The 19,966-nt window shown below is 42.5% G+C and carries 27 protein-coding genes; 13 read left to right on the forward strand and 14 right to left on the reverse strand.

Going from position 1 to position 19,966, the window contains the following annotated elements:
* Positions 1 to 58 precede the first annotated feature (58 nt).
* The 4 genes from AC1RM2_RS05900 (at position 59) to AC1RM2_RS05915 (ending at position 1,982) form a co-directional block, all read left to right on the forward strand.
* Positions 59 to 382, forward strand: coding sequence for a hypothetical protein (locus AC1RM2_RS05900; RefSeq protein ID WP_492984076.1), 324 nt, complete (start codon positions 59 to 61; stop codon positions 380 to 382).
* A 102-nt stretch (positions 383 to 484) separates the two neighbouring features.
* The gene (locus AC1RM2_RS05905; RefSeq protein ID WP_492984077.1) at positions 485 to 808 is read left to right on the forward strand and encodes a hypothetical protein; all 324 of its coding nucleotides are present in this window, start codon (positions 485 to 487) and stop codon (positions 806 to 808) included.
* A gap of 89 nt (positions 809 to 897) precedes the next feature.
* On the forward strand, positions 898 to 1,362 hold the full coding sequence (locus AC1RM2_RS05910) for an SMI1/KNR4 family protein (RefSeq protein ID WP_492984078.1): 465 nt from the start codon (positions 898 to 900) through the stop codon (positions 1,360 to 1,362).
* Positions 1,363 to 1,655: 293 nt separating this feature from the next.
* Positions 1,656 to 1,982, forward strand: a complete 327-nt coding sequence (locus AC1RM2_RS05915) for an NTF2 fold immunity protein (RefSeq protein ID WP_492984079.1) — start codon at positions 1,656 to 1,658, stop codon at positions 1,980 to 1,982.
* Positions 1,983 to 2,383: 401 nt separating this feature from the next.
* Here AC1RM2_RS05915 and AC1RM2_RS05920 read toward each other — a convergent pair whose 3' ends face one another.
* The 8 genes from AC1RM2_RS05920 to AC1RM2_RS05955 all read right to left on the reverse strand — a co-directional run bounded on the left by AC1RM2_RS05920 (position 2,384) and on the right by AC1RM2_RS05955 (position 9,900).
* Positions 2,384 to 2,767 (reverse strand): DUF6799 domain-containing protein, encoded by a 384-nt coding sequence (locus tag AC1RM2_RS05920; RefSeq protein ID WP_492984080.1) that lies wholly within the window; start codon positions 2,765 to 2,767, stop codon positions 2,384 to 2,386.
* A gap of 61 nt (positions 2,768 to 2,828) precedes the next feature.
* Complete coding sequence (locus tag AC1RM2_RS05925) at positions 2,829 to 4,853, reverse strand: copper-translocating P-type ATPase (RefSeq protein WP_492984081.1); 2,025 nt, start codon at positions 4,851 to 4,853, stop codon at positions 2,829 to 2,831.
* 195 nt (positions 4,854 to 5,048) lie between these two features.
* On the reverse strand, positions 5,049 to 5,507 hold the full coding sequence (locus AC1RM2_RS05930) for a hypothetical protein (protein WP_492984082.1): 459 nt from the start codon (positions 5,505 to 5,507) through the stop codon (positions 5,049 to 5,051).
* 103 nt (positions 5,508 to 5,610) lie between these two features.
* Positions 5,611 to 7,872: a multicopper oxidase domain-containing protein gene (locus AC1RM2_RS05935; RefSeq protein WP_492984083.1), complete on the reverse strand. Its 2,262-nt coding sequence runs from the start codon at positions 7,870 to 7,872 to the stop codon at positions 5,611 to 5,613.
* 182 nt (positions 7,873 to 8,054) lie between these two features.
* Positions 8,055 to 8,564, reverse strand: a complete 510-nt coding sequence (locus AC1RM2_RS05940) for a DUF3347 domain-containing protein (RefSeq protein ID WP_492984084.1) — start codon at positions 8,562 to 8,564, stop codon at positions 8,055 to 8,057.
* A 302-nt stretch (positions 8,565 to 8,866) separates the two neighbouring features.
* Entirely contained in the window at positions 8,867 to 9,283 is a 417-nt protein-coding gene (locus AC1RM2_RS05945) for an HYC_CC_PP family protein (RefSeq protein WP_492984085.1), read from the reverse strand.
* 97 nt (positions 9,284 to 9,380) lie between these two features.
* Positions 9,381 to 9,572: a hypothetical protein gene (locus AC1RM2_RS05950; RefSeq protein ID WP_143065400.1), complete on the reverse strand. Its 192-nt coding sequence runs from the start codon at positions 9,570 to 9,572 to the stop codon at positions 9,381 to 9,383.
* Between the two features lie 43 nt (positions 9,573 to 9,615).
* Positions 9,616 to 9,900 (reverse strand): hypothetical protein, encoded by a 285-nt coding sequence (locus tag AC1RM2_RS05955; RefSeq protein ID WP_492984086.1) that lies wholly within the window; start codon positions 9,898 to 9,900, stop codon positions 9,616 to 9,618.
* Between the two features lie 152 nt (positions 9,901 to 10,052).
* Between AC1RM2_RS05955 and AC1RM2_RS05960 the strand changes: the two genes are divergently transcribed.
* The gene (locus AC1RM2_RS05960; RefSeq protein WP_492984087.1) at positions 10,053 to 10,844 is read left to right on the forward strand and encodes a CHAD domain-containing protein; all 792 of its coding nucleotides are present in this window, start codon (positions 10,053 to 10,055) and stop codon (positions 10,842 to 10,844) included.
* A 77-nt stretch (positions 10,845 to 10,921) separates the two neighbouring features.
* On the opposite strand, the gene AC1RM2_RS05965 is transcribed toward AC1RM2_RS05960, so the two are convergent.
* The 3 genes from AC1RM2_RS05965 to AC1RM2_RS05975 form a co-directional block, all read right to left on the reverse strand.
* On the reverse strand, positions 10,922 to 11,425 hold the full coding sequence (locus AC1RM2_RS05965) for a GNAT family N-acetyltransferase (protein ID WP_492984088.1): 504 nt from the start codon (positions 11,423 to 11,425) through the stop codon (positions 10,922 to 10,924).
* A 105-nt stretch (positions 11,426 to 11,530) separates the two neighbouring features.
* Positions 11,531 to 12,034: a peptide-methionine (S)-S-oxide reductase gene (locus AC1RM2_RS05970; RefSeq protein WP_492984089.1), complete on the reverse strand. Its 504-nt coding sequence runs from the start codon at positions 12,032 to 12,034 to the stop codon at positions 11,531 to 11,533.
* Between the two features lie 66 nt (positions 12,035 to 12,100).
* On the reverse strand, positions 12,101 to 12,502 hold the full coding sequence (locus AC1RM2_RS05975; RefSeq protein WP_492984090.1) for a response regulator: 402 nt from the start codon (positions 12,500 to 12,502) through the stop codon (positions 12,101 to 12,103).
* 138 nt (positions 12,503 to 12,640) lie between these two features.
* On the opposite strand from AC1RM2_RS05975, the gene AC1RM2_RS05980 reads away from it, so the two are divergent.
* Positions 12,641 to 13,126 carry a CAP domain-containing protein gene (locus AC1RM2_RS05980; protein WP_492984091.1) on the forward strand — a complete coding sequence of 162 codons (486 nt, stop codon included), beginning with the start codon at positions 12,641 to 12,643 and terminating at the stop codon, positions 13,124 to 13,126.
* 47 nt (positions 13,127 to 13,173) lie between these two features.
* Here the strand turns inward: AC1RM2_RS05980 and AC1RM2_RS05985 are convergent, their stop codons facing one another.
* The 3 genes from AC1RM2_RS05985 to AC1RM2_RS05995 all read right to left on the reverse strand — a co-directional run bounded on the left by AC1RM2_RS05985 (position 13,174) and on the right by AC1RM2_RS05995 (position 14,835).
* Positions 13,174 to 13,485 carry a hypothetical protein gene (locus AC1RM2_RS05985; RefSeq protein WP_492984092.1) on the reverse strand — a complete coding sequence of 104 codons (312 nt, stop codon included), beginning with the start codon at positions 13,483 to 13,485 and terminating at the stop codon, positions 13,174 to 13,176.
* Positions 13,486 to 13,531: 46 nt separating this feature from the next.
* A complete protein-coding gene (locus AC1RM2_RS05990) occupies positions 13,532 to 14,365 on the reverse strand; it encodes an SDR family NAD(P)-dependent oxidoreductase (RefSeq protein WP_492984093.1) in 834 nt (277 codons plus the stop codon).
* A 95-nt stretch (positions 14,366 to 14,460) separates the two neighbouring features.
* Positions 14,461 to 14,835, reverse strand: a complete 375-nt coding sequence (locus AC1RM2_RS05995) for a hypothetical protein (protein WP_492984094.1) — start codon at positions 14,833 to 14,835, stop codon at positions 14,461 to 14,463.
* Positions 14,836 to 15,044: 209 nt separating this feature from the next.
* Here AC1RM2_RS05995 and AC1RM2_RS06000 point away from each other — a divergent pair, with 209 nt between their 5' ends.
* From AC1RM2_RS06000 to AC1RM2_RS06030, 7 genes are all read left to right on the forward strand, one after another.
* Positions 15,045 to 16,130 (forward strand): Glu/Leu/Phe/Val family dehydrogenase, encoded by a 1,086-nt coding sequence (locus tag AC1RM2_RS06000; protein ID WP_492984095.1) that lies wholly within the window; start codon positions 15,045 to 15,047, stop codon positions 16,128 to 16,130.
* A gap of 48 nt (positions 16,131 to 16,178) precedes the next feature.
* The gene (locus tag AC1RM2_RS06005) at positions 16,179 to 17,126 is read left to right on the forward strand and encodes a transcription antitermination protein NusB (RefSeq protein WP_492984096.1); all 948 of its coding nucleotides are present in this window, start codon (positions 16,179 to 16,181) and stop codon (positions 17,124 to 17,126) included.
* Positions 17,127 to 17,211: 85 nt separating this feature from the next.
* Complete coding sequence (locus tag AC1RM2_RS06010) at positions 17,212 to 17,649, forward strand: DUF1573 domain-containing protein (RefSeq protein WP_492984097.1); 438 nt, start codon at positions 17,212 to 17,214, stop codon at positions 17,647 to 17,649.
* 21 nt (positions 17,650 to 17,670) lie between these two features.
* Complete coding sequence (gene yajC / locus AC1RM2_RS06015; RefSeq protein ID WP_492984098.1) at positions 17,671 to 17,988, forward strand: preprotein translocase subunit YajC; 318 nt, start codon at positions 17,671 to 17,673, stop codon at positions 17,986 to 17,988.
* A 171-nt stretch (positions 17,989 to 18,159) separates the two neighbouring features.
* On the forward strand, positions 18,160 to 19,107 hold the full coding sequence (locus tag AC1RM2_RS06020; protein ID WP_492984099.1) for a CdaR family protein: 948 nt from the start codon (positions 18,160 to 18,162) through the stop codon (positions 19,105 to 19,107).
* Between the two features lie 81 nt (positions 19,108 to 19,188).
* On the forward strand, positions 19,189 to 19,344 hold the full coding sequence (locus AC1RM2_RS06025) for a hypothetical protein (protein WP_177183755.1): 156 nt from the start codon (positions 19,189 to 19,191) through the stop codon (positions 19,342 to 19,344).
* A 1-nt stretch (position 19,345) separates the two neighbouring features.
* Positions 19,346 to 19,963, forward strand: a complete 618-nt coding sequence (locus tag AC1RM2_RS06030) for a hypothetical protein (protein WP_492984100.1) — start codon at positions 19,346 to 19,348, stop codon at positions 19,961 to 19,963.
* Positions 19,964 to 19,966 lie beyond the last annotated feature (3 nt).

Below are 19,966 nucleotides of genomic sequence, written 5' to 3' on the forward strand. Positions count from 1 at the left end.
TTGCAGAAATAAGGTTGAGAATATCGAGCCACTAAATATCGTTCTTAACCATTACACCATGGCGGCAACAGAGAGAAATTGCACAATGGTAGTTCTGCTTAAAGCCTACCCTGTAAAAGACCGGGAGCAAAAAAAAGGGTTTGCAAATCTTTACATCTGCAGTAAACAAGACAGTAAAGAGTTGATTTTTATTTTTGAAATGGACAAAACGGCGCCTGAATATTTGGTTAATCCTGATATAAAAAACGAAGGGTTTTGTATATATCCTCAAGATGTTAATTTTCAACCTCCATCCAATGTAAGTGTAGATGTACCAAAAGGCTTCTCGATACCTAATGGATCAGCATACCTATTTGCGAGCCTCTACAGGCGTTTGGATTAGTAATAGCTGATCTGAGGTAAAATATTCGTCGCTGGCATGTGCGACCGATGTTTTAGTTTGAAAGTTTTTCTTTTAAGTAGGGCTATTATAAAGCAACTAAATATGGAACTTTTATTAGAAAACATAACGATTTTTACCATTACAGGCAGAAGACACCTTTATAAGTTAGGTGATATGGCTTATGGCCAGTGGCTTATATATCGAGGTGACTTACTGGTATATTACTTTGATATTTTTGACGAAATGTATAAAGATATTGACGAAGCTATTCAAAAAGACCCTTGTAAATATTTAAGAGAGAAGTTTCAGAGAGATAAAAAACAGCTTTCTTTAAGCCCCAATATAAAGGGAATTTGGTCGGCACGGGTAGCCAATAAATTGTTCGATATAGAAAAACTTCCTGTCAACTTTTTTACTGACTCTTGAAGGTTACCAGAACAACCGGAAATTATGGAGAAAAACATCAAGGATACATACGGCACGTGTGCACCAGTGGAGACCAAATTAATTAGACTATGGAACAGTATTTTATTTCGCACGGCAACCCAGTATCGGCTGCAGAAATTGGACATTTTATTAAAGAAAATGGTTTAGTTCTACCTAAAGAATATAAAGACTTTCTTAATAAAGTCAATGGAGGTAAGACAGAGAAGGTTTTTTTCGAATTGGCAAATTTCGATTCGGAAAAAAAACAACTTGACCGTTACATCGATATCGAGGTATTTTTTTCCTTAACGGAGCTAAATAAAGTTTGGAATTATGTGAAAGACGAACTAAACGAGTATGGTCTTTTCCCAATTGCCGATGTTAAAGGAGGCATGATAATTTGTTGTAAACAACAGAGCGCCGATTTAGCTAAGATATATTTTTACGAAACAATTTCTGGAGCAACGAAACTTACCGAATCACTACAGCTTTTTTTTGAATTATTACTTTCAGAAAGTGAAGTGGATTATAAAAAGTATGGCATGGACTATTGATAATTAAATTGTAAACTTTAATGGCTTAATTCTCCTGGCTGCCGCAAGGGCTTTTCGCTACCGCCTACGTTACCGCAAGGGTCTCTTTTCGCTGCCGCAAGCCTCCGGGCTTGTGACCCGCTGATAGATAAACGCCATGCTAAGTAATAAATATGCAAATCCCAGGTGTATGTTTCATCCGGGATTTTGTATTTTTAAACAGCACAGAAGTGTAAATGGAGGGAACGATGCCGACAATACAACTATGTCCTGGATTCAGAAAAAACCTTCAATTAAACTAACGATCTAATAATATGAAAAACAAACTTATTAAAATAACAGTGATGTTTTTTTTCTTCATACTCCTTTGGTCATGCAAACAAAAAGCATCTGACGGGCCTAAAGTGAAAGGCCTTGTTCCTGACAAGGAAACTGCAATTAAAATAGCTGAAGCAGTATGGTTGCCCATATACGGAAAAGATATCTATGATGAAGAACCGTTTGACGCTGATTTGACGGAATATGGAACCTGGATGGTTATGGGCTCACTTCATGGACAACATGGTGGAGGTGAACTTATGCTTATCTTGCAACCTAAGGATGGCAAAATCCTTTTCGCTGGCCGAGATCCTGGAAAATGAAGCGGTCATGGAGCCGCTGCTGTCCGTAGAGTTCCATCCAACAGCCGCAAGGGTCTCCCTCCCTTGTGGCTCGCTGACAGGTCAATGCCATGCTAAGTAATGAATATGTAGCTCCCGGGTGTTTAATTTCAACAGGGAGTTTTTGTATCCCCACAGTTCGCGTAAGTGATTGTACCGGATACCGGCCTTCGCGCTTAAGGCCTGCAGGCGTATGAGGGAAAAGCACGACCCTGCTTCTACCAGCAGGGATACGCCCGGATTAGATGTGAGATGTGTTTTAAATGAAAGCAAAGCTTATAGTTACATTTTCATGCCGCCTATGTCTGCCGGTTGCCGCAAGGGCTTTGCTGCCCGGTAAAAAACGGCTTACCAATGACGGTAAGCCGTTTTAAAAATTCACCCTACATTTTATGCCCTGTAGTATCTTTTTTCATTGGCATTTTGGGCATCTCGCCGTTCATCATTACGCATTGGCCTTCTTTTAACTTCATTGTTTTGCCGCCTTTCATCTTACAGGTTCCGTCGGCCTCAACAATGGTACCGTTTGTCATGGTTTTAGCTTCGGTCATGGGCATGGTTTTGCCATTCATCATGGTCATCATTTTACCATCTTTCATCATTACACAATCGTGCATTTTATCCATCGACATGTGCGACATCTTATGCATTGATTTGTGCGACATTTTATGCGACATCTTGTGCATAGTAGTGTCGGTTGTTTTGGTTTGTGCCATAGCGCTACAACTTAAGGTAACGGCAATCAGGGCAATCATCATTCTTTTCATTTTTCTGGTGGTTTATATTGGTTAATATTTTGCCTGTTGATGGAGCCTGGTTTAGGGTTTGTTATTCTTTCACTTTCAGCGTACCTGCATTTATAGCTACAACCACGGTACTTACCGTCATTAACACCGCCCCCGCTGCCGGGCTTAAAAGAATACCCTGGCTATATAGCACACCCGCAGCCAGGGGCAGCGCCACAATGTTATACCCGGTTGCCCAAATCAAATTCTGGATCATTTTACGATAGGTTGCCTTACCAAACAGGATCAGGCTTACAATGTCTTTCGGGTTGCTGTTCACCAGTACAATCCCGGCAGTTTCGGCCGCTATATCGCTGCCCGAGCCTACTGCAATGCCGATATCGGCCTGGGCCAGCGCGGGGGCGTCATTAACCCCATCGCCGGTCATGGCTACAAATTCGCCCTTGCTTTGCAGTTCTTTAATTTTATCTAATTTTTGATGAGGCAATACTTCGGCAATAAAACTATCCATACCTAAAGTTTTACTTACGCTTGCCGCAACTTTACTGTTATCGCCGGTTAGCAAAACAGATCTGATGTTTTCCTGCTTCAAGGTTTTAATTGCATCGGCTGATTCGGGGCGGATCTCATCCGACAGGGCAATGTACCCGGCCAGTTGCTGGTCAATTATTACAAATACTACCGTTTCGGTATCGTTGGCACTATATTCACCAGGAACGGCCAGCTTATTTTCTTTTAAATAACCCGGACTAACCACCAATATCTTTTTACCATCTACCGTTGCCTCGACACCCTGCCCGGTTATGGCCTTAAAGTTTTGTGCCTGCGGGATGGTAATTTTTAAGTCTTTTACTTTTTGCAGGATGCCGGTGGCTATGGGGTGCTCGGAGTTTTGTTCTAATGCAGAAGCCAGACGGATGAGGTCGTCCTGTTTGTTTTCTTTATTAAACGCAACAACTTTGGATACTTCAAATTTGCCTACGGTAAGCGTGCCAGTTTTATCAAATACCACAGTGGTAATTTTACGGGCATTTTCAAAAGCGGTGCGGTTTTTAATGAGCAGGCCATGTTTGGCTGATAAAGCCGTTGATTTGGCTACCACCAGCGGAACGGCCAGCCCTAAAGCGTGCGGGCAGCAAATAACTATAACGGTTACCATCCGTTCCATGGCGAAGGCTATGGTTTGTCCGGTTAAAAACCAGTATATAAATGTGCCGATACCTGTTACCAGGGCTATAATTGTTAACCATTTTGCAGCGGTATCGGCCAGTAGCTGCGTCTGCGATTTTGACTTTTGCGCATCGTCAACCAACTTAACAACCTGCGACAAGTAGGAATCTTTGGCGGCATGTGAAACGGTTACTTTAAACGAACCGTTGCCATTGATGGAACCCGCTATTACTTTATCGCCCTTTATCTTTTGTACCGGCTTTGATTCGCCTGTGAGCATCGATTCATTGAGGTAGCTTTCTCCTTCCAGTATAATGCCGTCTGCCGCTACTTTTTCTCCGGGTTTTACCAGGATGATATCATTCGCGTTTAAGGTATCTGTTTTAACGTCGTGTACGCTGTCTTCCATCACCATGTGCGCATCAGCCGGCATGAGCTTAACCAACAGCTCAAGCTCATTTGACGCGCCCATTACCGATCGCATTTCTATCCAATGCCCTAAAAGCATAATGAGGATAAGGGTGGCCAATTCCCAAAAGAAATCCATTCCTTTAAGACCAAAAACGATGGCTACGCTGTAGCTATAAGCTACCGTAATAGCAAAACCTATCAGGAACATCATCCCCGGATTTTTGGCTTTTGCCTCGCTTACCAAACCTGTTAAAAAAGGCCAGCCGCCATAAACAAACACCACCGATGATAAGGCAAACAAAATGTAGGATGAACCTTTAAACTGCCAGCTAACCCCCATAAAATGCTGGATCATGGTTGATAACAACATGATAGGGACGGTAAGCGCCAATACCACATAAAACCGCTTTTTAAAATCGGCAATCATCATGGCATGGTGGTCGTGTTCTGACATTCCCATGTGCGGATCATGGTTATGGTGCATTTGTTGATGCTCCATACCCTCGTGCATTTTGTTCATCTCCATATTAATCGGTTTTAACGGCTCTAATTTTTTCCTTCATGACACTCTTTACTGTTGTTGCAGCAATAGCATTTGTAAAATACCTGGAAGAGAATTTTTACTTTTTCCGAGACCTGATTTCTATAACACAAATCAGGCCGGGTATTCTTTGCCGAAAACCCAGCCCGGAGATTTCAAAAGGCTTGTCAAAATAATCCGTTAAACCTTGGCTTTTTTTGCTTCAGCCTTTTTCTTCTCCTGCTCCAGGAAGTAACAATGTGCGGCACATGCGTGCAGTTTATAATTTGAATGGGCAGTACCGAAGTTATGACCCTTTGGATCTAAAATGGCGCATTTTTCTTTATCCAAATCCTTTGTATTCAGTACATTTTCGCCATTGATATTATAATAGGAACCATTCTTTTTAGCGGCTCCTAATTTATTGCCCTTGGCATCAATCACGTTACCGTTGGAATCAATAAAATAAAGTTTTTCGCCTTTGTTGTTGCGTACGATATTGTCTTTATCGATATGCCCCAACTGGGTGCCATTGATGTCCCTAATCCATCCTTTATTAGTGATAAAGATTTTATAGGTTGTATCTTTTTTAACCTGGGCATTAACCGTAACCGCTGCTGTGGTAGTTAATATGAATAAAATAAAAAGTAGCTTTTTCATAATTGTGGAATTTAATTTATTCAAATCTCCTTTATTTCAAGCCCTGTTCAAATGACCGTCAACACGTTGATATGTGATCAAAATCATTATATTAATCTATATTTCAATAAGTTATTGTTAACCCACCGCCCAGGCCCATATCGCTGTCGTAATGGGATGATAAAGAGAAATACTTGGTAAAAATATACCGCATGCCTACAGCGTATTCTCTATCGGTATTCCCCATCAGCGTAAACCTTAAGCGGCTGGTTAAAGGGATATCTTCCCTCCCCAATTGAAACCTGAATTTGCCATTGCCATCCACACGGGCGTCGGCAACAAACAACATAGGTAATATATACGATACCCCTGCAACTACGGTATGGCGATTGTTTTTATTGCTTTGCTGGCCAAACAGGTTTTTTTCCTGCTCGTTTGTGTTTTTGTAATGGTAATCAAAACCTGCATACGCGTACAGCCACTGCATTTGCCCAAAATATCTACCAACCATGGTCTCGCTTTCATAGCCCTTGCGGCTGTTTACGCCCAGGTGCCAAAGGGTTGATAATTTCCACCGGGTATTGGCTATGCTCACGGTACCGTCGCTGCCATTGCTTTCCAGGCCTATTTTAGCGGCCGGAAAAAAGCGGCGGTCATCGGCATATATCTTTTTTATGGCGCTTGCAGGGTCGGGCAGTTCGGGGTTAGGTGGCGAATTTTCATAGCTGAATATGCGACCCATCCCGCTCATCATATGGTAAAGGATATGGCAATGAAAAAACCAATCGCCGCTTGCGGTAGCCGCAAACTCAATGGTATCCGTTTCCATCGGCATAATATCCAGCGTGTTTTTTAACGGCGAATAATCGCCCTGCCCGTTTAGCACCCTAAAGTAATGTCCGTGCAAATGCATGGGGTGGCGCATCATGGTGTTGTTGTACAGGATAATGCGAACATTTTCTCCTTTTTTGATCAGGATCTTATCCGATTCGGAAACCGTTTTATTGTTTATCGTCCAAACGTAACGGTTCATGTTACCGGTAAGGTTAAAATGCAAAATCTTTAGCGGGCCGGTAGGTAAATTGGTTGGTTTAATGGCCTTTAACATTCCATAATTTAGGGTAACTATATCGGTGCTGCCCCCCATATCCATACCGGGCATATCGCTCATTTTTTTTGCGGTTGCACTCGTATCTTTTGCGGCTGCTCCATCCCCTGTTATTTCGGGATACATTACGGTATTCATGTCCATTACCTGGTTGGTCATCACCATGCCATCCATTTTTTTCATGTTGCCATCCATCCCCATCATGTCGTTCATCATCTTCATGCCTTCAAAATATTTGAGCCTGGGCAAGGGTTTGGCTTTAAACTGCGTGCCGCTACCGAGCCATAATGAGGTTGAGCGGGTGCGATCTTCGGAAGTCGCCAAAAATTCAAAGCTGCCGTCTTGGGGGATGGTAACTATCACATCATAAGTTTCGGCTACGGCTATAATCAGCCTGTCAACAGGTACCGGTTGCACATCCTCGCCGTCATTAGCCGCAACGGTAATTTTGCCGCCAGCATACTTCAGCCAAAAATAGGTTGATGAACTGCCGTTAATGATGTGCAGTTTCACCTTATCGCCCTTTTTAAACCGGGGGGCGTTATTAACTGCTTTGCCATTGCTAAAAAAACGATCGTAATAAACATCGCTTACATCCATGGCCACCATTCGCTTCCACTCGTTGGTTAGCTTGGTTTTAAAATGGCCTTCGGCTACTGCTTCCGCATAGTTTTGGGTACTGCCTTTACGAATGCCATACCAATCGGTTTGGTTATGTAATGATCGTTCTACCTGGTCGGGGTTTTCATTGGTCCAATCGCTCAGCAGTAAGGTGTACTCTTTTTGTTCGGCAGCCTGTTTGGGATGGATAATAAATGCCCCATACATACCGCTTTGCTGTTGTGTCATGGTATGCGAGTGGTACCAGTAGGTGCCATGCTGTACCAGCGGGAACTTGTAAAAATGAGTTTGCCCGGCCTCAATTGGCGCGGTGGTAAGGTACGAAACACCATCATAACGATTGGGCAATATAAGCCCGTGCCAGTGGATAGAGGTTTCCATCATCATTTGGTTATGCACATATATTTCGGCGGTATCACCCTCGGTAAACTCCAATGCAGGGGCAGGTATGCTGCCGTTAATGGCCATGGCAGGTCGTAGTTTGCCGGTATAGTTTACCGTAGTATCGCCAATGTATATATGATATATTTCGCGATTGCCCACTTTGGTGTAAAAGGGTTTGCGCGGCTCCTTTTCGTCCATTTTCATAGCCATATGTTGTGCATGGGCCGAAAAAGACAAAAAGAAACTCAATAAAATTACTGTGGATCTTTTCATAATAATTGTGTCGAAATAACTTCCGCAAAAGCCCCCTCTAAATCTCCCCCGGTAGGGGAGACTTAGCTTCCCTACCGAATGAATTCAGCATATAACCTTACACAATTCAGAGAGCGGAAGTTATTTTGAAAGTTTGCCTTAGTGAAATAAGCTACCGGAATTACCCGGCAGCATTTAATAATTTATTTTGTTGCAGGGCTAATGGTTTCACTAACCTTGCCGCAGGTAAGCATCATGTTGCCGTAATAAGGGTTTTTAATAGCTTCATCTGCCGATAGCCAGTAGCTTTTTTTCATGGGGCAATAGGCATAGTAAACAGGCTTATCGGTTAGTTTTACGGCCTTGGCCAGTTTAAAGAAGTTTGCCGAAAAATTGGCAAAATGTTCCCTTTGATGGGCTATGTCCTTACTTTCGGATATGTGCCTGGCGTCAAAAGCCAGCTTTTCCTGCAAAGGCTTAAAAGCGGCGGCATCTGCAGCGGGTAGCAACTTTACATCAACCCCGTTAACAGTTTTTAAAAATTCGCCGGCACTGGCAGCGGCATCTGCGCTGTTTGATTTTACTAATGCATCTTTAACGCCGTAATAAGATGATAGCAATGGGCTAAGCGCAGTTGCTTTATTATCCTGTGCAAAAAGTTGCTGGGTAAATGCGGTTGCGATAAAAGCAACCAATAAAAATATCTTTTTCATGATTTTAGTAATTTAATATAAACAGATCACCTGCCGAAACACGTGTTTCGGCAGTATTTTAAATAGTTGTTAAAAAGCTTTCCTTTTTATTTTCAGTACAAATTTAACCTGAGGTCAGCTTAATCTTTTACAGTATTTGGTTTTTAAGTTATGTTATTTATTGATTTTGCCGCAGGTTAAAACCAGATTGGCGAACAGGCAAATGCCAAACACAAATGCATTAATGGCGGCAATATCAATTTAATTCGAGTAAAAAATCGGGCAATAAAAACCCGGGCCGGTGGGTACGGCAAAAGCCCGAATCAGATAAGAAGAGTTTTAGTATAAATATAAATGGGTTGCGATGCCACAAACGGCGGCCCGGTGGCCCTTGGCCAGCTTTTTGATTTGGCTATTATCCGTGGCACGTAAAATAGGTGCACCTTAACAGGCAACATTACTGCCGCCTGGCCAATTGAAAACTGAAAATCAAAATTGGAGCTGAAATTTTCCTTTACCACATAAGTACCGTGGTGGTAACAACAATCACAGTTGCCACTTTTGCAGTCATCATCTTTGTCCTGATCTTTACCGGCGTCCTGATGTGATTGGTGCATTTGCCGGGCGGCGGCCATATTGGTAAACAGGTAACTGGCTGTGCAATGCAAAAGGCAGGCATATGCACCTGTTGTTAATAACAGGTAAAACGCGGTAAAAGCCAAAGCACAGATTTTTTTCATTTAGCCCCTGCTGTAATTATTGGTCAAAGGTATTATTAAAATAATGAATGAAATAAAGGTTAATTCAATTTCACTCATTATCCCGTTAACATTGTTGCTATTTCTCAAACTCATCCGGGTTTAACTCGGGCTGTTCGGTTTCATCGGGCGGCAGTTCATTTGGTATATTTTCCGGACCTTCTTCGGGCATATCAGGTTCACCGGGGTCGGTTGGCTGCCTTATTTCGGGCCTTTCGGGATTAACCGGCATTTCGTCGGGCTCGTTGGGCATTGTTCTTTTCTTACTCATGGCTTATATAATTTAAAAAATGCTTATCCTGTTTTTGTATTTTTTATTCGGCCTTAAACTGCGGATGCTTTACAATTTGCGCCGCAATGCTTAATAAGTCCTGGCCGGTGAAAGCACCCGGCCCATCAAAATCGAAATGATGATGACTATATACTGTAATAGTACCCAGCAAGCCATCCTGTGGCACATCTACAGACCGCGATTGCTCGTAACCTATCCAATCTTCGGCCTTATCGGCCGCGTAAATCTTAAATTGATTAACTTTATCCTGCGGTTCGAATTTTAGCAGCCGCTGGCCCTGGCCAACACGTATTTCAAAAGCTTTCATTTTAATAGTAATTGTATTTAAAAGACAGTTTGGGGCTTAAAAGGTTTGAAAAAATGCATCCCATATTGCAGCCAAATTCAGACTATTGAAGGACACCGGCGTTATAAAAGGTTATCCTGTTATTTAACATTGTTTTAAACTGGTTTTACCACATGAAGAAAAAGGACGAAAAGAAATATATGGAGCGCGAATGGCGTTCCATGACCCATCATTTAAAAGCCTTCATAAAAACCGGCGACCAGGAAAGCCTGCACCATTTTCGCACAGGGGTTAAAAAACTAAGGGCGTTTTTTACTTTGACCGAAAGTGTTAAACAGGGCCACAACACAATGAAATTGTTTAAACCTGTGCGCGAAATTTTTAAGCAGGCCGGTGAGGTACGCAACGCCTATATCAATATCCAGCTGGGCAAAAACCAACAAGCTATACAATTGGATTTCATGCATGCCCAGGAACAGTTGATGAACACTTTGGCGGAGCAGCTTAAAGCACAGGGGCCACACTACCTGGCTACCTTGCAAAAGGTACACCGTAAGGTAAAAAAACGTATCCCGAAATTAAAAAACCTACATATCGGTTTATATTATCAACAGCAACTGGAAAGCATTACTGCCGGTTTGCAAACACATGGTTTCGCTGAAGATTTGCACACAGCCCGCAAGCAAATTAAAATGCTGATTTACAATTATCACCTTGTAAAACCTAATCTTGACAGGCCGTTTAATGAGGATTACCTGGAACAAGTACAAAACGCGGTTGGCAACTGGCACGATAACAGCGTTACTATCGACCTTTTTGCCGCCGAAGCCACACAGGGCGAAACCGCGGTAGCGCTGCTGAAAAAACAGGCGGTGCAGCTGAAAAGACAGGTAACAAAATTGCTTAAAGGGTTTTATGACCGGGCAACAACGGTAACCGAATTGCCGCTGGAACAGTTGAGTTAAGTCGATAGTACTAAGCCTTAAGTCAAAAGTTTAAATTATCCCTCTTTGACTTGGTACTTAAGACTTTCGACTAAAGACTACCTCTTCGGATATTCGAAATACGACAGGGTAAGCCCCTCATACCTGTCAACCAGCCCCTGGTCGCTAAAGCCGCTTTTGAGCAGCACCATTTGCGAACCTTTATTTTCCTGGTCGGTAACGGCCACTACTTTTTGGGTTTGGGGGATAGTAAAAGCATAATCAACAACCAGTTTTGCCATTTCGGTAGCATAACCTTTGCCCCAATACGGTGTAGCCAGGCTGTAGCCCAGTTCAATCACGGTATCATCGCCCACATTAAATTCACGCAACAGGCAGCTGCCCATAAAATTGCCGGTTTCGCGTTCAATAATGGCCCAGCGGTTGAGGGCGGCATAGGGCTGTGCCATGCTTTGCTGTAACAGCTCGCTGTACTGTTCGGCCGTGCGTACGGGTAAATACACGTTCACCACCGGATCCATATGTATACTAATGTAAGGTGCTTCGTCGGCAGCAATAAAAGGCCGGATGATAAGGCGCGGCGATTCGAGACTAAAACTCATGACAATTCAATTTTAACAAATGTGCCAATTTTGGGGAGGAGTATCAAGTAGCGAGTATCAGGTATCAAGACTGAAAACTGGATATACTCAGTTGTCAGATTGGCTTTAAAGGCGGCTTAGTTTGCCGGCATCTACCACATCTGCAAAACGCGCCAGCAGGACCCTCAATTTAGGGTTCACTACATTTTTACAAAAAGGCTTATCGGGGTTACTGTAGTAGTAATTCAGGTAATTATCGCTATTAAGCCGGAATCGTTTGAATGGGATAACTTTGGTGATAATAGCCCTTTCAAACTCCGGTTGCAGGGCGTCAACGGCGTTTTGAGCAGCCGTTGTCTGCCTTTCATTAAAAGTATAAATAGCCGATCTGTATTTATCCCGCATGCTATGGCTTACCGTACAGCTGTGGGTATATAGATGCACGGCAATAAGTGTTTGTAATGATATAGCTTTTGCATCAAATTCAACAATAACGGCTTCGCTAAACGTGGAATTTTGGCCATCAGAAGCTATCCAGCCTTGCTGAACAGCTGCCACTCCTTTCAACGATAAAAAAATAGCTTCGGTGCACCAGTGGCAACTTCCGCCAAAACCAATTTTGCTGACCATTTTTTAGTCCACAAATTTAATAATCCGATGGGGCATACTCGCGGGATGTACAAAAACATACACGACCTAAGCCGCCAACTGGTTACCTACTTTTTGCAGTAACGAATCGATATCAAAAGGTTTGGGGATAAAATCGTCAGGAGCGCTATTTTCGTAGCCATCCAGGCGCAATTCGTCCGAGCCGGAAATCAGGATTATCGGGATATGATTGGTTTCGGCACTTTCCTTTAGGTTTTTGCATAGTTCACGGCCATCAAGGCCGGCCAGCATTACATCCATTAGGATCAGGTCGGGTTTAAAGGTATCCATCGTCTGTTCAATCATTTCGCCGCTGGTAAGCGTCCAAACATTGTAGCCTTCTTCCATCAGTATGAGGCAAATGAGTTCAACCATTTCGGAGTCGTCGTCGACAATTAGTATATTCTTGCTCATGGCATTGGCTATATTTAATAATAGTCTAAATTTCATGCCAATGGTTTTAGGTGGGACTTTATTTAATTTACTTCATCGAGGAGTTGGGCGGTTATATATACAATAACTTCCGTGCACCGTTGTTATTAACATATTTTAAATTAAATTGGAGCCTTATTACCGGTAAAACCTGGCATGCTGAATATTGTTAAGAAACTGATACTCCTCCTTATATGTGTGATTATACTGGGAACCTCCTGCCGTAAGGCAGTACTGGCGCCCGATAATCCATCAAAAGTTAAATTATTGAATTTGGTGAACAGTTACCGGGCATCGGGCTGTACCTGTGGCACTGTTTATTATCCATCGGTTAACCCTGTTGTTTGGAACGATACCCTGCAGGTAGCTGCTCAAAGGCACAGTAACGATATGGACGAGAAACAATTCTTTAGCCATACCGGCAGCGATGGTACCAACACCGGCGACAGGCTGATGAGCCTAAATTATATTTTCTCAACCTATGGTGAAAACATTGCCGAGGGATATGCTAATGAAACTGATGTAATGGTAGGTTGGATTAAAAGCCCCGGCCACTGCCAAAACATTATGAATGGCGATTTCACCCAAATGGGCGTAGCCACCAGCGGGAAGTATTGGACACAGGTTTTTTCGGCACATTGAAAGGTTGAATTTTCGATAACAGCTTATTAGCAACAATCAAACTAAAACTATCCAAAATATGTCTCAGTTGATGCCACCAGGTTCAACAATTCCAAAACCGGCTCTGCCTCCAGTCCGCTTGCCCAAAGTTCATCGGCAAATTTTTTGAATGAGGCCAATGATTGCAGTACCTGGTGAGCTTCTTCGTTTTCCAGCTGATCAAAATGCATAAAGGTTTTGCCATCGGGCAGCAGCCAGCAGGTGTATTTGATTCCCGGGTGGTTTAGCTGTTTTAGTTCGGCAACAACGCCTGCTATATTGGCCTGGTTTATAGCTGCAAACTCTGGTCGGGTGGTGTATTGTACGCGTACTACTTTCATTTTTTTAATACTTTTTATGTTATCAAATTAGCCAACTTTTGGATTATCAGTCTTTGTCGAATTTCGGACGTGCCACCTGTCTGACTTCCGGGTTTGACCGATAGTTGAGGGCTGCCGTGGTGCCACCGGTTACATCAATAGTTACGCCGGTTATGCTGCCGGCTAAATCTGACGCCAGGAATACGGCGGTATTGGCAATATCAGCCATGTCGGGTAGCTTTTTCAGCATCGTATCAGCCTTCATCTGTTTCAATACCGAGACTATTACTTCGGGACGATCTTTAATGGCATCCGCAAATACCCTGGAGTCTGGCGAGCCGCCCGAACGGATGTTTACTACGCGTACGCCATGCACACCAACTTCGGATGCCAGGTTACAGCTAAAACTTTCAACCGCGCAGCAGGCAGCGGCAAAGCCGCCGGTGTATGGATAACCAATACCACCGGGCGTTGCAGTAAGGAACAGGATAACGCCCGAACCCTGATCGATCATCACCCTGCCTGCGGCAGTAGCTGTTAAAAACCGGGTTTGCAGCGTGGCCGTTACCGGCTTCACAAAATTATCTGCAGATAAATCAACCAGCGGAACTCCCTGTTTAACATCAACACCAACCGCGTTAAAGGAAATATCCAATGTGCCTGCTGTTTGTAAAACAGTAGCTATATGTTGGTTAATGGCGTCAAGGTCAAATGCATCAACCTGTGCAACTTCGGCAAGCCCGCCAAGGGCAGTAATTTCCCCGGCAACTATTTGCAAGGGGGCCAGCGTGCGGCCTGTTAAAAACACTTTTGCACCGGCCGCAGCCAGGGCTTTTGCAACCGCGCCGCCAAGGGAGCCACCCGCGCCATATATAATTGCGTTTTTGTTTTGAAGTAACATATTGATGGTTTGCGTATTATACAAACCTAAAACTAATTCTATTTTTTTTATTGGGGAGTTAAAGACAATTTAGGGGTGCGCTTGCGACAGTGCAATTATTTATAAACTATTTCGTGGCTGTAAACAACGCCGGTAACCATATAAAAAAAAGTTTCTATCTTAACGGTGATCCTCTTTTCTTCACCCGACAGCCTGTAGTAAACAAAAAGATAAATTGATATGACTGCCGATCCGTTGGTTGAATAGAAAAAAGAGCGCTGACTAATTCTAAAATCGTCTTTTTCGTTGAAGCCAACACGCCTAAACGACACCTGTTCAAAACCCAGGGCTTTAAACTTAGGTCGCACATATTTGCTTAATGCTTTAGCGACCGCTTTGTTAATAAGCACAATGTGAAGGGTTAGCAAACACACCATTCCCGCCATAATGATAATGAATATGAAAAAGTCGTGGTTAGGCACAGGTTTCATAACGAGTCGCTTATTATAACTACAAATTTACATTTTCAGCAATTAGAAATAACATGTTCCTGTAAACAAATGGACTTATAAGCCTATACGCCTCTACAAAAAGAGCGCGGCCTGCGCACCACAATGCTTAATATAGCAACTAAACTTTGCTGTAACCAAAAAAACATCTACTTTTGTGCCGCCTTAAGACATTTACCGTAGTATAACTAATGCCCGATCATCAATCACAACAATCCATTTTCAGCCAACTCGAAGTTTTCGGGCATAAAAAAGTGGTGTTTTGCAGCGATCCGGATACCAATCTGAAAGCTATCATCGCTATTCATGACACCACCCTTGGGCCTGCTTTTGGCAGCACCCGCATGTGGAGTTATAAAACTGAGGGCGATGCATTAAATGATGTGTTACGACTGGCCAAAAGCATGACCTATAAATGCGCCATCGCGGGCCTTAATATGGGCGGCGGTTATTCGGTAATCATTGGCGATTCGCGCCGGGATAAAACCGAAGCGATGATGCGCAAATTTGGCCGCTTTATTAAAAATCTTAATGGCGAGTTCATCACCTCCGAAGATGTAGGCACCAATCCACGCGATATGGAATACATCCGCATGGAAACCCAGCATGTTACCGGCATCCCCGAAACGCTTGGCGGCAGTGGCGATCCTTCGCCTGTGGCAGCACAGGGCGTTTTTATGGGAATAAAAGCATGTGTTAAAGAGCAGTTTGGTACCGATACACTGGCCGGCAAAGCAGTAATTGTACAGGGTGTAGGCCACGTTGGCGAGCACCTGGTGCGCCTGTTGCGCGATGAGAAAGTAAAAGTGTATATCAGCGATATCCAGGAAGAACGCGTTGGGCAAATTGCCAAGAAATATGGAGCCGAAGCCGTATCAAACAACAGCATTTTTGATATCGACGCCGATATTTATGCCCCTTGTGCGCTGGGTGGCACGGTAAATACCCAAACTATAAACAAGTTAAAATGCAGCATCATAGCCGGGTCGGCCAATAACCAGTTGTTGGATGAGGCGGTTCATGGCGAAATGTTGTTGAACAAAAATATACTATTTGCGCCCGACTACGTTATTAATGCCGGCGGCATTATTAATTGCTATTCGGAATTAATGGGTTTCAGTAAAAAACGCACTTTGCAGCTTACCGAGAATATTTACGAGGTAACGCGCAATATTTTGAAGCTCTCGAAACTGGAAAACATTTCTACCATTGTAGCAGCAAATAAAATAGCAGAGAAAAGAATTACGGATATTAAAAAAGTAAAATCGTCATATTAATTATAGTTTAAACCGCTGGCCTGTTGGCCGGCCAAATCGTTCTTACACATGTTAAACAGAAGGCACCTACGGGTAAAAGTACTACAGGCATTATACGCGTTCCACCAATCGGACACTACCGACATTAAACAGTATGAAAAAAACATGCTGGGAAGTATAGATGAAGTTTTTGAAATGTATATCTGGATGTTATCACTCATTTCAGAGGTGGCAAACTACGCCGCAAATGATAAAGAGGAGCGCGCCAACAAACATTTACCCACAGCCGAAGACCTTAATGCAAGTACCAAAATAGTCAGCAACAGGTTTATCCTCTCCCTGAATGATAACCGGGATTATCTTATCGCCTTAAAAAAATACAAGGTTGACTGGGGTTTTGAACCCGAACTGGCTAAAACCCTGTTTACAACCCTAAAAAAATCGCCCGAGTATGCCGAATACCTGGCCAAAACCGACGACACCATCCAAACGGATAAAGACATTATTAAATTTATTTTCAAAAAAGTGATTTTAAAATCATCATTGGCCGAGCAGGTTTTTGAGGATAAATTCATTTTTTGGCCGGTAGACAGGGATGTTTTGCAAGCTTTGATTGCCAAAACATTCAAAAACTTCAGCAGCGAAGATTTTAAACAAAATCAGCTTGCCGAGATAACCGGTAACTGGGCAGAAGACCGTGAATTTGTAGTTGACCTTTTTGCAAAAAGCATCCGTTTTGATAAACCTTACCAGGAATTGATAGCCGCTAAAACCACCAATTGGGAGCCCGACCGCATTGCGATGATGGATACCCTGCTGATGAAAATGGCCATTACCGAATTTGTAAACTTTACTTCGATACCTGTAAAAGTTACTATTAACGAGTACCTTGAAATTTCAAAGGAGTTTAGCACACCTAAGAGTAATTCATTTATAAACGGTATCTTAGACAAGATTTTGATAGACCTTAAAGCCGAAAACAAGATCAAAAAAATTGGCAGAGGATTGATTGAATAGTTTTGAGTTATAAGTATTGGGTTTTAAGTTGCAAAATTTAACACCCGATTTTTAACAGATTTTAAATAAAAACCGACTATATAAAATGAAAAAACTTTTTTTAAGCTTAGTAGCAGCAGGCTTACTATTATCGGCCTGTAACCAATCGTCCAAAGGAGGCAACACTGCAAGTGCCGATAGCGCGGCTACAACCACTGCCAATGCGGCTAACGCGCCGGTAATGAAGTTTGAAAAAGAAAGCCATGATTTTGGCAAGATAAAAACCGGCGATAAAGTTAACTACGATTTCAAATTCACCAATACCGGCAAATCTCCCCTCATCATCAGCGAGGCGCATGCCACCTGTGGCTGTACTATTCCGGAGTGGCCCAAAGCTCCTGTTAAACCAGGCGAAAGCGGCATCATTAAGGTTACCTTTAACAGCGCAGGCAAAAACGGTTTACAGGATAAACAAATTACAGTTACCGCCAATACCGTACCGGCCCAAACTATGGTACACCTTATTGGCGAGGTTTTTAAATAATAATTTCAATTAATTTAAACAATGATAGCAACAATTTTAGCACAAGCCGCAGCAGGCGGAGGTTACGGTATGTTAATACCAATGGTATTAATTATCGTAGTGTTTTACTTTTTTATGATACGCCCGCAAGTTAAAAAACAAAAAGACCAAAAGAAATACGTAGATGAACTTAAAAAAGGCGACAAAGTGGTAACCACTGCAGGCATCCACGGCCGCATCATCGACCTTAACGATACTACTTTTTTGGTTGAGGTTGATAACGGCAAAATCCGTTTTGATAAATCGGCAATATCGTTAGATGCATCAAAAGCATTGAATACACCGGCTGTAGTTAAGTAGGTGAAAGGATAAACGTTAAAGGCGAAAGGTAAAAGCTAAAAGGATAAAGGTGTCTTATCCTTAATCTAAATAATAAGGCGAAAGGCGATTGGTAGTTAGCAGTTCAACCTGTGAACATTTACCTTTAACCTTTCGCCTTTACCCTTTAACCTCAATAACAACCTCAACAATATGGCAATAGTAAAACTATCCACAACAGAACGGCGGCGGCTATCGGTATTTTTTACCTGTCTTGGCCTTGCCATTGTTGCCTGGATTTTTACTACGCTATCAAGTCCGCTGCCTTTTATTATTAACGAGGCGCTGGTATACAAAAACTCACCGCAAAAAAAGGCTTTCCACCCGCTGCAGGCAGATACCATAAAAATTACCCTACAAGGCACAGGCTGGCAAATGCTTTTTTCAAAAATGAGGCCCGATAGTAAGCCCATCACGGTTGATTTGGCCCCCCTGGAAAGCCGCAACTACGTGGTGCTTAGCACACAGCTTAAGCTTATTAATGCCAAACGAGACGCCAATCAACAAATTACGGCCATTGACCCCGATACCCTGTATTTTGATTTTACCAACCGGCTTACAAAAAAAGTACCGGTAAAGGCTTTACTGGGCATTGATTATCAAAAGCAGTTTGCCATATCGGGCAATATATCAATCACGCCGGCTTATGTAACGGTAAGCGGCCCTACCGACAGGCTGCAAAAGATAGACGAATGGAAAACCGATTCGATAAAGGCAAGCAATGTAAATGAAAGCATTGCCACGCGGATAAATTTGCAGCCGGTAACCGAAGGTAATTTAACCATATACCCCAAAAGTGTACAGGTGAATATCCCTGTTGACGAGTTTACTGAGAAAACACTGGATATCCCGGTTAAGCTCATTAACAACCATAATTACGATAACGTTAAGGTGTTTCCGCAAAAGGTGAAAGTGACATTCACCACATCGTTAAACCGTTATAAGGATATGAGCGATGACCTTTTTGAGGCCACCGCCGATCTTGACCTGTGGCGGGATCATGGCTACTCTACCCTGCCGGTGCAATTAACACGCTTCCCTCCTTTTTGTAAAATAGTGAAGGTAAGCCCGGCAAATATTGATTTTATAATCAAGAAATAAGATTGACAGACTGGTTGATAAATTTCAGCATCGATCTTTTTATAAAAGTGTTATCTTTGTATATTACAAAACAATAAAAATATGGCAATAGCAATCAAATCGGTTCCTGTCCTCAAAGGGGATGTTGCTAAAGCTTTTATAAACAAAGCGGATGCTAACTTAGATAAAAAATCAACTGTCGATTTCTCTAAGGAGGTTTTGATCGCGCATAAAATTCTAAGTAAAGCGAAGAAATAAATTGCTCAACTTCGAAGAAAACTTCCTTTTTGAAAAGTGTTCTTTTAAAGAATATACTCCATCTCTTTTGGAAGGCTGTAGTCCGTTTGATTGCGGGCATAAAGATTTAAATTCGTTTTTTAAAGATGACGCTTTTAAATTCCATGAAGAACTATTGGGAAAAACCCATTGTTTTACTTTAGATAACGATCCCACAATAATAGTATGTGCCTTTACTATCTCCAATGATAGTGTAAAAGCAAGTGACTTGCCCGGCTCAAGGAGAAAAAAAGTAACGAAATTAGTACCACGAGAAAAAGCGCTCAGAAATTATCCAGCTGTTTTAATAGGTCGACTTGGCGTTAATGTTAATTACAAGGGAACAACGGTAAGTCGTGAGTTGATGCAGTTTATTAAATCCTGGTTTATAGATCCTGAAAATAAAACAGGATGCAGATATATTGTTGTCGATTCATATAACGAGCCTATCCCATTACATTATTACACAAAAAACGGATTCGAAACAATCTTCAGTACAGAAGATCAGGAAAAAGAATATTTGAAGATAGCGCAAGATCAACGGTTGAAAACGCGGTTAATGTATTTTGATCTGATTGTTTTAAGAGCCATAACAACGTGAACA

The organism is Mucilaginibacter sp. GW822-FHT03E02, assembly GCF_058801545.1.

Coding starts and splice junctions, on each gene's coding strand:
- AC1RM2_RS05900 (WP_492984076.1), top strand. CDS start 59: ATGGCGGCAACAGAGAGAAATTGCACAATGGTAGTTCTGCTTAAAGCC.
- AC1RM2_RS05905 (WP_492984077.1), top strand. CDS start 485: ATGGAACTTTTATTAGAAAACATAACGATTTTTACCATTACAGGCAGA.
- AC1RM2_RS05910 (WP_492984078.1), top strand. CDS start 898: ATGGAACAGTATTTTATTTCGCACGGCAACCCAGTATCGGCTGCAGAA.
- AC1RM2_RS05915 (WP_492984079.1), top strand. CDS start 1,656: ATGAAAAACAAACTTATTAAAATAACAGTGATGTTTTTTTTCTTCATA.
- AC1RM2_RS05920 (WP_492984080.1), bottom strand. CDS start 2,767: ATGAAAAGAATGATGATTGCCCTGATTGCCGTTACCTTAAGTTGTAGC.
- AC1RM2_RS05925 (WP_492984081.1), bottom strand. CDS start 4,853: ATGGAGATGAACAAAATGCACGAGGGTATGGAGCATCAACAAATGCAC.
- AC1RM2_RS05930 (WP_492984082.1), bottom strand. CDS start 5,507: ATGAAAAAGCTACTTTTTATTTTATTCATATTAACTACCACAGCAGCG.
- AC1RM2_RS05935 (WP_492984083.1), bottom strand. CDS start 7,872: ATGAAAAGATCCACAGTAATTTTATTGAGTTTCTTTTTGTCTTTTTCG.
- AC1RM2_RS05940 (WP_492984084.1), bottom strand. CDS start 8,564: ATGAAAAAGATATTTTTATTGGTTGCTTTTATCGCAACCGCATTTACC.
- AC1RM2_RS05945 (WP_492984085.1), bottom strand. CDS start 9,283: ATGAAAAAAATCTGTGCTTTGGCTTTTACCGCGTTTTACCTGTTATTA.
- AC1RM2_RS05950 (WP_143065400.1), bottom strand. CDS start 9,572: ATGAGTAAGAAAAGAACAATGCCCAACGAGCCCGACGAAATGCCGGTT.
- AC1RM2_RS05955 (WP_492984086.1), bottom strand. CDS start 9,900: ATGAAAGCTTTTGAAATACGTGTTGGCCAGGGCCAGCGGCTGCTAAAA.
- AC1RM2_RS05960 (WP_492984087.1), top strand. CDS start 10,053: ATGAAGAAAAAGGACGAAAAGAAATATATGGAGCGCGAATGGCGTTCC.
- AC1RM2_RS05965 (WP_492984088.1), bottom strand. CDS start 11,425: ATGAGTTTTAGTCTCGAATCGCCGCGCCTTATCATCCGGCCTTTTATT.
- AC1RM2_RS05970 (WP_492984089.1), bottom strand. CDS start 12,034: ATGGTCAGCAAAATTGGTTTTGGCGGAAGTTGCCACTGGTGCACCGAA.
- AC1RM2_RS05975 (WP_492984090.1), bottom strand. CDS start 12,502: ATGAAATTTAGACTATTATTAAATATAGCCAATGCCATGAGCAAGAAT.
- AC1RM2_RS05980 (WP_492984091.1), top strand. CDS start 12,641: ATGCTGAATATTGTTAAGAAACTGATACTCCTCCTTATATGTGTGATT.
- AC1RM2_RS05985 (WP_492984092.1), bottom strand. CDS start 13,485: ATGAAAGTAGTACGCGTACAATACACCACCCGACCAGAGTTTGCAGCT.
- AC1RM2_RS05990 (WP_492984093.1), bottom strand. CDS start 14,365: ATGTTACTTCAAAACAAAAACGCAATTATATATGGCGCGGGTGGCTCC.
- AC1RM2_RS05995 (WP_492984094.1), bottom strand. CDS start 14,835: ATGAAACCTGTGCCTAACCACGACTTTTTCATATTCATTATCATTATG.
- AC1RM2_RS06000 (WP_492984095.1), top strand. CDS start 15,045: ATGCCCGATCATCAATCACAACAATCCATTTTCAGCCAACTCGAAGTT.
- AC1RM2_RS06005 (WP_492984096.1), top strand. CDS start 16,179: ATGTTAAACAGAAGGCACCTACGGGTAAAAGTACTACAGGCATTATAC.
- AC1RM2_RS06010 (WP_492984097.1), top strand. CDS start 17,212: ATGAAAAAACTTTTTTTAAGCTTAGTAGCAGCAGGCTTACTATTATCG.
- yajC (WP_492984098.1), top strand. CDS start 17,671: ATGATAGCAACAATTTTAGCACAAGCCGCAGCAGGCGGAGGTTACGGT.
- AC1RM2_RS06020 (WP_492984099.1), top strand. CDS start 18,160: ATGGCAATAGTAAAACTATCCACAACAGAACGGCGGCGGCTATCGGTA.
- AC1RM2_RS06025 (WP_177183755.1), top strand. CDS start 19,189: ATGGCAATAGCAATCAAATCGGTTCCTGTCCTCAAAGGGGATGTTGCT.